Below are 12,692 nucleotides of genomic sequence, written 5' to 3'. Positions count from 1 at the left end.
AAACACCAGAAACAGGGAAATGATGTAACCAATAGATCGTATTGGAACACTGAAACACCAGAAACTGGGAAAATGAGTCACCAATAGATCGTATTGGAACCCCGAAACTCCAGATACTTGGGAAAGAGGTCACTAATCAAGCTGATTACCAATACAAAAAAATTGGTCACCAATGAAACTCATTGGTGACCAAAAATTCATTCATAATATGACCATTGGCCATATCCTGAAACGATTAAATTCTCCTTCAATGTCTGTCCGATGGTTCTCTTGGAAATTAACTCGCCACTCCATTCATAGATTGTGTTGGTTGATAACTTTTCAGATGGAAATAAAGTTTGGTACTCCTCAATACTTCGCAATAGCGCGCTTTTAGTATTTACAGGTTTTCCGCATTTTGGGCATGTTAGGATCAGTGAATGATATTCTGCTATACCCGTTCCGCATGTCTGACAAAATACACCTTTTCGAAGCTGTGAATAATCATAATGGGGTACCTTGCTGTAAGGGGATTTCGTAATATGGGATGCTAATAATTTCTCGGACAATCTAACATGATATTGGTTCAATGCAGAAATCCGCTTATTTATTTTTTCGATGAAACGGTTAAGATTTGTTGGGAGGATGATACGGCTGTCCAGAGGGGCCTGGTACAAAGTGAAATCGGGATTGACAAAAATGAGATAGGGCTCAATGGGGATTTTAATTCCGATACTATTTAAAAGTTGCCTTAGGAGTGAAACATTCCTTTCTAATTGAAGTAATGGATTTTTAATCTCTGTCCCGTTAAGCTTCTTCAATTTGTCACCATCAAAATAGTACTCTCCTTCAAAGTTTTTCACCTCGAATAGTTTAATTAGCTGCTGCAAGATCATGATTGAATCGATTTGGAAATGGGAATGGCTCCATTCAAGCAGCAAATCATTGAGTACAATAGTTTGTATTCCCACTTGGTGCAAATACCCATCAAACATCACCTCCCCTTCAAACCCTTTTTGGAGATTTAAATAATATTGATTTTCTTTTTCTGGTAAATCCAATCGTGTTTTCAATACTTTCAGAACTTTTAACTCATCCGACTCATAGCGCTCTTTTAAAAACATAATTCATCTCCCTTCTTACACTCATTTTACCTAATAGATTTCCAATATTCTGTGAACGTTTTGTGGACGCCCCCCAACTACTCTTCCACCATTATTTATTGAATCTTGATATTCCTGCTGATATAATCAACAATAGTGTACATGTGCGAGTATAGTAGGAGTGAACGCAATGAGCAGAGAAGATAGACTTAATAGACAAAGCAAAATACGGAATTTTTCCATTATCGCTCATATTGACCATGGAAAGTCCACGTTGGCTGATCGGATTCTTGAAAAAACGAATGCTTTAACTGCTCGTGAAATGAAGGACCAGCTATTGGATTCGATGGATCTTGAACGTGAGCGTGGGATCACGATAAAGCTTAACTCAGTACAATTAAAGTACAAGGCGAGAAATGGAGAGATCTATACTTTCCACCTTATCGATACACCGGGACACGTAGACTTCACCTATGAAGTTTCGCGAAGTCTAGCAGCATGTGAAGGTGCCGTGCTTGTCGTAGATGCAGCCCAAGGAATCGAGGCACAGACGCTAGCTAATGTCTACCTTGCAATCGATAATAATTTGGAAATCGTGCCGGTTATTAATAAAATCGATCTTCCCAATGCGGATCCAGAACGTGTTAGAAATGAAATTGAAGAAGTGATCGGTCTGGATGCTTCTGAAGCTGTCTTGGCATCGGCAAAAGCAGGAATCGGGATTGAAGAAATCCTTGAGCAAATCGTCGAGAAGATTCCGGCTCCTCAAGGAGATCCTGATGCACCATTAAAAGCATTGATTTTTGACTCCTTGTATGACGCATATCGCGGAGTGGTTACGTATATTCGGGTTGTCGATGGAACGGTCAAAGTCGGCGACAAAATCAAAATGATGGCGACAGGAAAAGAGTTTGAGGTAACAGAAGTCGGAGTATTCACTCCAAAGGCAACTCCTGTTGTTGAGCTGAATGCCGGTGATGTAGGTTTCCTGACAGCGGCAATTAAGAATGTCGGCGACACGACGGTCGGTGACACGATTACAAATGCAAAAAATGGAGCTGTCGAGGCACTTCCTGGATACCGTCGCTTAAATCCTATGGTGTATTGCGGTCTTTATCCGATTGACACAGCGAAATTCAATGATCTAAGAGATGCGCTTGAAAAACTCGAACTTAATGATTCCGCGCTTCAATTTGAGCCGGAAACATCCCAAGCACTAGGCTTTGGATTCCGCTGCGGATTTCTTGGACTGCTTCATATGGAAATTATTCAAGAACGAATCGAGCGTGAATTCAAGATCGACCTGATTACGACGGCGCCGAGCGTAATCTATGATGTCATCATGACTGATGGCACGGAAATCAAGGTAGACAACCCATCCAATTTGCCTGATCCGCAAAAGATCAACCGTGTAGAAGAGCCGTATGTAAAAGCAACGATGATGGCGCCGAATGATTATGTCGGAGCAATCATGGAGCTTTGCCAGGAAAAACGCGGTATCTTCATCGATATGCAGTATATGGATGAATCGCGCGTCAACATTGTGTATGAAATTCCCTTGTCTGAAATCGTCTATGATTTCTTTGACCAGCTGAAATCAAACACGAAAGGCTATGCTTCCTTCGATTACGAGTTGATTGGCTACAAACCCTCCAAGCTCGTGAAGATGGATATCTTGCTGAATGCGGAAAAGGTCGATGCGCTAAGTTTTATCGTTCATAATGATTTTGCCTATGAACGCGGCAAGATTATTGTGGAAAAACTAAAAGAATTAATCCCTCGTCAGCAGTTTGAAGTACCAATTCAGGCGGCAATTGGGCAAAAAATTGTGGCGCGTTCCACCATTAAGGCGATGCGCAAAAACGTTCTGGCAAAATGTTATGGCGGGGATATCTCGCGTAAACGGAAACTTCTCGAGAAACAAAAAGAAGGTAAAAAGCGCATGAAACAGGTAGGTTCAGTCGAAGTGCCACAGGAAGCCTTCATGGCAGTGTTGAAGATGGACGACAACCATACAAAGAAATAAACCTATCGGGGAGGCTGGATGCTTGTTAGACCAAGCGATTCTGGCCTCTTTTTTCAATAAATCAAGGAAGTGAAATTAATGAAATCAGCTTATATTCATATTCCGTTCTGTCATCATATTTGTCATTATTGTGATTTCAATAAAGTTTTTATGAAAGGGCAGCCTGTCGATGACTATCTTGATGCGCTTGCAAACGAAATGAAGTTAACGGTAAAACCGGAGCAAGATGTTTTTAAGACGATTTTTGTGGGCGGCGGCACCCCGACTGCATTGGATGAAAGGCAGTTAAGCAAATTAGTTGAGTCGATCCAGGAACTGTTAAACTTCCATCAAGAAATAGAGTATACATTCGAAGCAAATCCAGGGGATCTGTCAAAAGAAAAACTTGTCATCCTGAGAGATGCCGGGGTGAACCGGCTAAGTTTTGGAGTACAGACTTTTCATGATGAACTTTTAAAAAAAATCGGTCGCAGTCACCGGGCAAAGGATGTATTTGAATCGATTGAAAATGCGAAAGCAGCAGGCTTCGATAATATCAGCATTGATTTGATTTACAGCCTTCCAAGCCAGACAAAAGAGGATTTCATCGATTCAATCAAAACAGCCCTGTCCTTAGGCCTAGTTCATTACTCTGGTTATTCTTTGATCATTGAACCAAAGACGGTGTTTTATAATTTAATGCAAAAAGGAAAACTGCCAATTACTAGCGAAGATACAGAAGCGCAAATGTATGATACGCTCATCGACCAAATGGAAAAACACGGACTGCATCAATATGAAATCAGCAATTTTGCTATTCCAGGATACGAAAGCAGGCATAATCTAACCTACTGGAACAACGAAGAGTACTATGGTTTTGGTGCAGGAGCGCATGGTTATGTGCAAGGGTTGAGACGAGCGAATTATGGGCCTTTGAAAAAGTATATGGAACCTGTCAACAATGGAGATTTGCCTATCATGAGTGAACATAAAGTTACCCGTGAAGAACAAATGGAAGAAGAAATGTTTCTCGGATTAAGGAAAACAAAAGGCGTGTCCATTCGACATTTCGCAAAAAAATTTGGCATCAATCCAACGGAATTTTTCGCGGAACAAATAAAGGATGGAATAAGAAAAGGCCTATTAGAAACCAATTCAGACCAGATCTTCCTGACGAGACAGGGGCGGATGCTTGGCAATGAAGTTTTTCAATCGTTCATTGGGGTATCAAATCATTGACATCTTTATCGATTACTGATAAATTATTTTTAGAATTAGCACTCGTTATTATAGAGTGCTAACAGAGGTGAGGATGTTGTTAACAGATCGTCAGGAGCTTATTTTGCAGGTGATTGTTGATGACTTTATTCGTTCAGCTCAGCCGATCGGTTCGAGGAGCTTGTCGAAAAAGGAAGAAATTAAGTTTAGTTCGGCGACAATCCGGAACGAAATGGCTGATTTGGAGGATATGGGCTTTATTGAGAAGACTCATTCATCCTCAGGAAGAATTCCTTCCGAAAAGGGTTATCGATTTTATGTGGATAACCTTCTATTGCCCCAAAAAGTGAACCGTGCTGATTTGGTGACAATTAAATCGATTTTTGCGGAAAGAATTTATGAGCTGGAGAAAATCGTTCAGAAATCGGCAAAGATTTTATCGGAAATGACCAATTATACATCCATCGTTTTAGGGCCAGCAGTAAAAGATAATCGGCTGAAAAAGCTGCAGATTGTTCCGTTGAATAAGGATACGGCAATCGCCATTATCGTGACGGATACAGGCTATGTGGAGAACAGAATGTTTCATTTCCCTACGAGCATTGACCCTTCTGATGTAGAGAAGATGGTCAATATCCTAAATGAACGATTGGCCGGTGTTCCGCTCACGAACTTGAATTCCAAGATTTACAAGGAAATTGCTATGCTGCTGCGTCAGCATATCAGCAGTTATGACACGCTCCTGAATACAATCATGGAGACTTTGAATATGCCAGCCCATGAAAAGGTATTTTTTGGCGGCAAGACAAATATCCTTAGCCAACCGGAATTCAACGATGTCGAGAAAATTCGTAACTTGATGAATATGATTGAGCAAGAGGATGGATTATACAACTTAATTAGGAAAAATCCAGCGGGAATTAATGTCAGGATCGGTACCGAGAACGATAATTCAGCAATGGAAAATTGCAGTCTGATTACTGCCACTTATTCCATAGGGGAAGAAAAGCTTGGATCCATTGCAGTTTTAGGACCGACAAGGATGGAATACTCTCGGGTGATCGGTTTGCTTCAACTGATTAGTACAGATTTGTCCAAGGTGCTCACCCTGCTGTATCAAAATAAATAAGCTTGGAAATAGTGAGTAAGGGTGGAGCCGCCTGCTCCATCCTAAATCATTGTGTGTTTTCACCTGAAGCGAATACGCTGCAGTGAAATATATCCAGATCAACCTGGACAAAGCGGCTTTTGTTCCTTGCCGCGATCCTTAGAGGAGGTGAGTTTAACGTGACAGAAGAGAGAAACAACGCTCAGCAAGAATTGGACAGCCAGAGAGAAGCAGAAACGGTAGAAGAAATTTTTGCCGAAAAGGACGCTTCTGAACAAAGTGGAAATATTCCGGCGCAAGAGGAAGAACAAGAGGATTCAACGGAGCAGAAAATCGCCGAATTGGAAAGCAAGCTGGAGGAAGCGGACAACCGTTACTTGCGCCTTCAGGCAGATTTTGACAACTTCCGCCGCCGTTCAAGGATTGAACTTGAAGCGAGCGCTAAATATAGAGCCCAAAACATTATTACAGAACTGCTTCCGGCAATTGATAATTTTGAACGGGCATTGAAGATGGATGTGGATAATGAACAAGCCAAATCTCTGAAACAGGGAGTAGAAATGGTGTACCGAAGCCTGCTTGATGCTCTTAAGAATGAAGGTGTCGAAGCAATTGACGCAGTAGGCAAAGAATTTGATCCACATCTACATCAAGCAGTGATGCAGACAGAAGATGAAACTTACGGCCCTAATATTGTTGTTGAAGAGCTCCAGAAAGGCTACATGCTAAAGGATCGAATCATTCGTCCAGCAATGGTAAAAGTCAACCAATAACAGTGTTTACAGGGCTCTTTTCGGGATGATTTCTGACAATTTATGCTTAATGCAAGCACAAAGTTTGCGAAAAGAGCCTACATAAAAGAACTAGGAGGTAGAAGGAAAATGAGTAAAATAATCGGTATTGACTTAGGAACCACAAACTCTTGTGTAGCTGTATTAGAAGGCGGCGAACCAAAAGTAATCCCGAATCCAGAGGGCAACAGAACGACTCCTTCCGTCATTGCGTTCAAAAATGGCGAACGCCAGGTAGGGGAAGTGGCGAAACGCCAGGCAATTACTAACCCAAATACGATCATCTCCATCAAACGCCATATGGGAACAGATTATAAAGCGGAAGTGGAAGGCAAAGAATATTCGCCGCAAGAGTTATCAGCTGTAATTCTTCAATATTTAAAGGCATATGCTGAAGACTATCTTGGTGAACCGGTAACAAAGGCAGTCATCACTGTTCCTGCTTACTTTAATGATGCTGAGCGTCAGGCTACAAAGGATGCAGGCAAAATTGCTGGACTTGAAGTGGAACGGATCATCAATGAGCCGACAGCAGCAGCACTTGCATACGGCTTAGATAAAATGGATGAAGACCAGACCATCCTAGTTTATGACCTTGGCGGCGGTACTTTCGACGTTTCCATCCTTGAACTAGGTGATGGCGTATTCGAAGTTAAATCCACTGCAGGGGACAACCGTCTTGGCGGTGACGATTTTGACCAAGTGATCATTGACTATTTAGTAGAACAGTTCAAGAAAGAAAACGGGATCGACCTTTCTAAAGACAAAATGGCTCTTCAGCGTCTTAAGGATGCAGCGGAGAAAGCGAAGAAGGATCTGTCTGGTGTAACTTCCACCCAGATTTCGCTTCCATTCATTACTGCAGGGGAAGCTGGACCGCTTCACCTTGAATTGAATCTGACTCGCGCTAAATTCGAAGAGCTTTCTGCTGGATTGGTGGAACGCACGATGGGACCTACCCGCCAAGCATTGAAAGATGCTGGCATAACCCCATCTGATTTGGATAAAGTCATCCTTGTCGGTGGTTCTACACGTATCCCGGCGGTACAAGAAGCAATCAAAAAAGAAACCGGTAAAGAACCACATAAAGGCGTGAACCCTGATGAGGTTGTCGCAATGGGTGCTGCCATCCAGGGCGGCGTTATCTCAGGTGACGTTACAGACGTTGTTCTTCTTGACGTTACTCCGCTTTCCCTTGGTATCGAAACAATGGGTGGCGTATTTACAAAGCTGATCGACCGTAATACAACCATTCCTACATCTAAATCACAGGTATTCTCAACCGCTGCTGACAACCAGACGGCAGTCGATATCCACGTGCTCCAAGGGGAGCGTTCAATGGCTTCTGCCAACAAGACGCTTGGGCGTTTCCAGCTAACGGACATCCCGCCGGCACCGCGTGGAATACCTCAAATCGAAGTTACTTTCGATATTGATAAAAACGGGATAGTGAACGTTCGTGCAAAAGATCTTGGTACTAACAAGGAACAACAAATCACCATCAAGTCTTCAACAGGCTTATCTGATGAAGAAATCGAACGCATGGTAAGAGAAGCGGAAGAAAACGCTGAAGCGGACAAGAAGCTAAAAGAAGAAGTAGAACTTCGCAACGAAGCTGATCAATTAGTATTCACTGCCGAAAAGACTTTAAAGGATCTGGAAGGGAAAGTGGATGAAGAAGAAATCAAGAAAGCTAACGAAGCGAAAGATGAACTGAAGGCTGCAATTGAAAAAGGTGAAATCGAAGAAATTCGCACTAAGAAGGATGCGCTTCAAGAAATCGTTACAAACCTGAGCGTTAAGCTTTACGAGGAAGCGGCCAAGCAACAGCAGGCACAGCAAGGGGCAGAAGGGCAAGAAGGAACAAAGAAAGACGACGATGTTGTCGATGCAGAATTCGAAGAAGTTAAGGACGACAAGTAAAACATTTATAAGCAAGCAAAAAGTCAAAGTCAGGTATTACTTGGCTTTGGCTTTTTTCATTCTACAAAATTTAACTAAAAAAAGACAATTAACTTAGCACATAACAGATCGTTTATCTATTGCGACGGATATGCGGGAATGATACAATTACCTTTATGTGAAAAGAATCGGGAGTGGTAATCATGAGCAAACGGGATTACTATGAAGTCCTCGGGGTCAGCAATTCGGCCACGAAGGATGAAATAAAGAAAGCTTATCGCAGACTTTCTAAAAAATTCCATCCGGACATTAACAAAGAGCCGGGAGCAGATGAAAAGTTTAAAGAAGCAAAAGAAGCATACGAGGTCCTTAGTGACGACCAGAAGCGCGCTCAATATGACCAGTTTGGCCATGTGGATCCCAATCAGGGCTTTGGCGGCGGAGCTGATTTTGGCGGAGGGTTTGGCGGTTTTGAAGATATTTTTAATTCGTTCTTCGGCGGCGGCGGAGGCAGACGCCGTGATCCAAACGCACCTAGACAAGGTGCTGATCTCCAGTACACTATGACTCTGAAGTTCGAGGAAGCTGTTTTCGGCAAGGATGCAGATATTGAGATTCCTCGAGAAGAAACATGTGATACTTGTGATGGAACAGGGGCGAAGCCTGGTACGAAAGTGGAAACCTGTACCCATTGTCATGGAAGCGGTCAGATCAGTGTCGAGCAAAATACTCCTTTTGGACGCATTGTTAACCGCCGGGTATGCCATTACTGTAATGGAACGGGCAAGGAAATCAAAGAAAAATGCACGACCTGCTCCGGTACCGGGAAGGTTACGAGAAGGAATAAGATTCATGTGAAGATTCCAGCTGGAGTCGATGATGGCCAACAGTTAAGAGTGGCTGGAAAAGGGGAAGCAGGAATCAATGGCGGACCTTCAGGTGATCTCTATATTGTGTTCCACATTAGGCCGCATGAATTTTTCGAGCGTGACGGGGATGACATATATTGTGAAATGCCAATTACATTTGTCCAGGCGAGCCTTGGGGATGAAGTGGAAGTCCCTACCCTCCATGGCAAGGTCAAACTTAAAGTCCCTTCTGGAACGCAGACTGGTACTAAGTTCCGTTTGAAAGGCAAAGGTGTTCCGAATGTCCGGGGATATGGAACAGGAGATCAGCATGTTATCGTGAAAATCATCACTCCGACAAAACTGTCAGAAAAACAAAAGCAGCTCCTTCGCGAATATGCGGAAATCAGCGGACAAACACCGCTAGGCGAGCATGAAGAAAGCTTTTTTTCGAAAGTAAAACGAGCCTTTAAAGGTGATTAATCGAATGGAGTTGGTATAAATGAAATGGTCCGAACTCAGCATTTTAACAACAAATGAAGCGGTTGAGCCGATTTCAAATATCCTGCACGAGGCAGGGGCGAGCGGTGTCGTGATTGAAGATCGACTGGAGCTTGAGAAGGAAAGAGAGGACCAGTTCGGCGAAATATACCAGCTAAATCCTGACGATTATCCGGAAGAAGGCGTCATCGTAAAGGCATATCTCCCTGTAAATAGCTTTCTAGGGGAAACAGTCGATGAAATCAAAGAAGCAATCAATAATCTAATTATCTACAATATTGATATTGGATTGAACAAAGTATCAATCAGTGAAGTGAATGAAGAAGAATGGGCAACAGCCTGGAAAAAGTATTATAATCCTGTGAAGATCTCCGAAAAGTTTACTATTGTTCCAACCTGGGAGGAGTACACTCCTGTCAATACCGATGAGTTGATCATCGAACTGGACCCTGGCATGGCTTTTGGAACTGGAACCCATCCGACAACCGTGATGTGTATCCAGGCGCTGGAGAGAACAGTTCGCCCTGGCGACCGGGTCATCGATGTTGGAACAGGTTCTGGCGTGCTTAGTATTGCTGCGGCTAAACTTGGTGCAGGCAAAGTAGAGGCGCTCGACCTTGATGATGTAGCGGTCCAAGTGGCCAAACTCAACCTCAAGCTGAATAAAGTGCACGGTATTGCATCTGTTTCACAAAACAATCTGCTTGATGGAATAGCAGAAGGAGCGGACATCGTAGTCGCAAATATCCTTGCCGAGGTCATCCTGCGTTTTGCGGACGACGCAGGCCGAATTGTGAAAAATGGCGGTTCCTTCATTGCATCCGGAATCATCCAGCAGAAGAAAGAAGTCGTCAAGGAAGCAATAATGGACGCCGGCTTCGAGATAGAAGAAATTATTACGATGGAAGATTGGGTTGCAATCATCGGGAAAAAGAAATAATGGAGAAAAAAGGGGAACCGCAAAAGCCCCTTTTTTCTGTCTATTTATAGCTCTATTGGGAAGCAGGTGCTCGGATGCAGCGTTACTTTACGGAGGAACTCGTTAATCCGGATCATTTTCATCTTACTGGCGAGGATTATCATCACATCGTTCGTGTCATGAGGATGAAGGCTGGGGATGAAATCATTTGTGTCACTTCCACGGGAAATAGTGCAATTTGCCAGATTGCAGAAATTACCGCTGAAATGGTTGTGGCAAACGTTGTAAAATGGGAAGAAGGAAACAAGGAGTTGCCAGTCTTTATTGTCATTGCGAGCGGTCTGCCCAAAGGGGATAAGCTTGAATGGATCATCCAGAAAGGTACGGAACTAGGTGCCCATGAATTTGTCCCCTTCACCGCATCCCGCTCGATTGTGAAATGGGACAGCAAGAAAGCTGGAAAAAAGATAGAACGATGGCAGAAAATTTCCAAGGAAGCTGCTGAACAATCTCATCGGAATATTATTCCGTCCGTTAGAGAACCAGTCAGCTTAAAACAATTGACCACTCTTGCAAAAGACTATTCTTTTAAGCTTATTGCCTATGAGGAAGAGGCGAGGACAGGAGAGGCATCCGTTCTGTCTGAGACTCTTTCAAAAATGAGTGCGGGTGAAAGTCTGTTGATTGTTTTTGGACCGGAGGGGGGATTGACTCCTGGGGAAGTCAGCCTTTTAACGGAAAATGGATTTTTGGCCTGTGGTCTTGGACCGCGAATTTTACGTACGGAAACCGCGCCGCTCTATGTATTGTCTGCGGTTTCCTATCATTTTGAACTATTGAGGTGAAGATCATGCCTGCAGTTGCTTTTCATACATTAGGTTGCAAGGTTAACCATTACGAAACAGAAGCCATCTGGCAATTATTCAAAGAAAAGGGTTATGAAAGAGTGGATTTTGAATCTATCTCTGACGTTTACGTTATTAACACATGTACGGTTACCAATACTGGGGATAAAAAAAGCCGCCAGGTCATTCGCCGCGCTGTCCGCAAAAATCCGGACGCTGTTATTTGTGTAACCGGCTGTTATGCTCAGACATCGCCTGCAGAGATCATGGCGATTCCTGGAGTTGATATTGTAGTCGGAACTCAGGATCGTGTGGAAATGTTGGATTATATTGAGCAATATAAGCAAGAGCGACAGCCAATCAATGCTGTTGGCAACATCATGAAGAACCGTGTATATGAAGAGCTTGATGTACCGGCCTTCACGGATCGTACAAGAGCATCGCTGAAAATTCAGGAAGGTTGCAATAACTTCTGTACTTTCTGTATCATTCCATGGGCACGCGGATTAATGAGATCCCGCGATCCGCAGGAAGTTATTCGCCAGGCTCAGCAGCTTGTTGACGCTGGCTATAAGGAGATTGTCCTTACTGGAATTCATACCGGCGGTTACGGCGAAGACATGAAGGATTACAATCTCGCTGCATTGCTTAGAGATCTAGAGGCGCAAGTGAAAGGCATCAAGCGCCTTCGTATTTCCTCTATCGAAGCAAGTCAGATCACAGATGAAGTGATCAAGGTAATAGACAAGTCAAACATCATTGTCCGCCATCTGCATATCCCGCTTCAATCCGGTTCGGATACCGTTTTGAAGAGAATGCGCCGGAAGTACACAATGGAGTTTTTCGGGGAGCGTCTTGATCGCCTGAAGGAAGTATTGCCGGGTCTGGCAGTCACTTCTGATGTCATTGTGGGGTTCCCTGGAGAAACAGAAGAAGAATTCATGGAGACCTACAACTTTGTAAAAGAGCACAAGTTCTCAGAGCTTCATGTCTTCCCATACTCAAAACGGACAGGCACACCTGCTGCAAGGATGGAAGACCAGGTCGATGAAGAGGTAAAGAACAAACGTGTTCACCGCTTGATAGAACTATCTGACCAGCTTGCAAAGGATTATGCTTCCCAGTTTGAGGACGATGTACTGGAAGTAATTCCTGAGGAACCTTACAAAGAAGCATTAGAAAGCGGACTATACGTAGGGTACACTGACAACTACTTAAAGGTTGTCTTCCCTGCTACTGAAGATATGGTCGGAAAAATCGTCAAGGTGAAACTTGCTAAAGCAGGATATCCATACAACGAAGGCCAATTTGTAAGAGTGCTCGAAGATGAAAATCAAACAGAACAAGCAGTTATATAATAAAATCAACAAAAAGAGCTGGCCAAATGCCAGCTCTTTTTTCTTGGTTACCAGGAAATTATAAAATTATATAGTTGTGGATAACTACTTGTGGTTTTCTTAATCCAGCTCCAGC

At 43.2% G+C, this 12,692-nt stretch carries 10 protein-coding genes; 9 read left to right on the top strand and 1 reads right to left on the bottom strand.

The features are described from left to right. Positions 1-197 precede the first annotated feature (197 nt). Positions 198-1,103 (bottom strand): NERD domain-containing protein, encoded by a 906-nt coding sequence (locus UB32_RS15695; protein WP_044395394.1) that lies wholly within the window; start codon positions 1,101-1,103, stop codon positions 198-200. Between the two features lie 169 nt (positions 1,104-1,272). On the opposite strand from UB32_RS15695, the gene lepA reads away from it, so the two are divergent. The 9 genes from lepA to mtaB all read left to right on the top strand — a co-directional run bounded on the left by lepA (position 1,273) and on the right by mtaB (position 12,577). After that, positions 1,273-3,108 carry a translation elongation factor 4 gene (gene lepA, locus UB32_RS15690; protein ID WP_044395390.1) on the top strand — a complete coding sequence of 612 codons (1,836 nt, stop codon included), beginning with the start codon at positions 1,273-1,275 and terminating at the stop codon, positions 3,106-3,108. A gap of 78 nt (positions 3,109-3,186) precedes the next feature. Further along, positions 3,187-4,326, top strand: a complete 1,140-nt coding sequence (gene hemW / locus UB32_RS15685) for a radical SAM family heme chaperone HemW (protein ID WP_044395389.1) — start codon at positions 3,187-3,189, stop codon at positions 4,324-4,326. 76 nt (positions 4,327-4,402) lie between these two features. Next, on the top strand, positions 4,403-5,434 hold the full coding sequence (hrcA, locus tag UB32_RS15680) for a heat-inducible transcriptional repressor HrcA (RefSeq protein WP_044395396.1): 1,032 nt from the start codon (positions 4,403-4,405) through the stop codon (positions 5,432-5,434). A gap of 158 nt (positions 5,435-5,592) precedes the next feature. After that, a complete protein-coding gene (gene grpE / locus UB32_RS15675; RefSeq protein WP_044395388.1) occupies positions 5,593-6,186 on the top strand; it encodes a nucleotide exchange factor GrpE in 594 nt (197 codons plus the stop codon). A 108-nt stretch (positions 6,187-6,294) separates the two neighbouring features. After that, positions 6,295-8,127 carry a molecular chaperone DnaK gene (dnaK, locus tag UB32_RS15670; RefSeq protein WP_044395387.1) on the top strand — a complete coding sequence of 611 codons (1,833 nt, stop codon included), beginning with the start codon at positions 6,295-6,297 and terminating at the stop codon, positions 8,125-8,127. A 182-nt stretch (positions 8,128-8,309) separates the two neighbouring features. After that, positions 8,310-9,437: a molecular chaperone DnaJ gene (gene dnaJ / locus UB32_RS15665; protein ID WP_044395385.1), complete on the top strand. Its 1,128-nt coding sequence runs from the start codon at positions 8,310-8,312 to the stop codon at positions 9,435-9,437. A 19-nt stretch (positions 9,438-9,456) separates the two neighbouring features. Beyond that, positions 9,457-10,395, top strand: coding sequence for a 50S ribosomal protein L11 methyltransferase (gene prmA, locus UB32_RS15660; protein WP_044395383.1), 939 nt, complete (start codon positions 9,457-9,459; stop codon positions 10,393-10,395). A 74-nt stretch (positions 10,396-10,469) separates the two neighbouring features. Beyond that, the gene (locus tag UB32_RS15655) at positions 10,470-11,219 is read left to right on the top strand and encodes a 16S rRNA (uracil(1498)-N(3))-methyltransferase (RefSeq protein WP_044395381.1); all 750 of its coding nucleotides are present in this window, start codon (positions 10,470-10,472) and stop codon (positions 11,217-11,219) included. 5 nt (positions 11,220-11,224) lie between these two features. Beyond that, entirely contained in the window at positions 11,225-12,577 is a 1,353-nt protein-coding gene (gene mtaB, locus UB32_RS15650; RefSeq protein WP_044395380.1) for a tRNA (N(6)-L-threonylcarbamoyladenosine(37)-C(2))-methylthiotransferase MtaB, read from the top strand. The last annotated feature ends 115 nt before the right edge of the window (positions 12,578-12,692 follow it).

This window comes from Mesobacillus subterraneus (genome assembly GCF_000934845.1).
GTDB classification, from domain to species: Bacteria; Bacillota; Bacilli; order Bacillales; family Cytobacillaceae; genus Mesobacillus; species Mesobacillus stamsii.
Note: the sequence above shows the minus strand (reverse complement) of the source record. Positions and strands in the feature narration are given on the sequence as shown.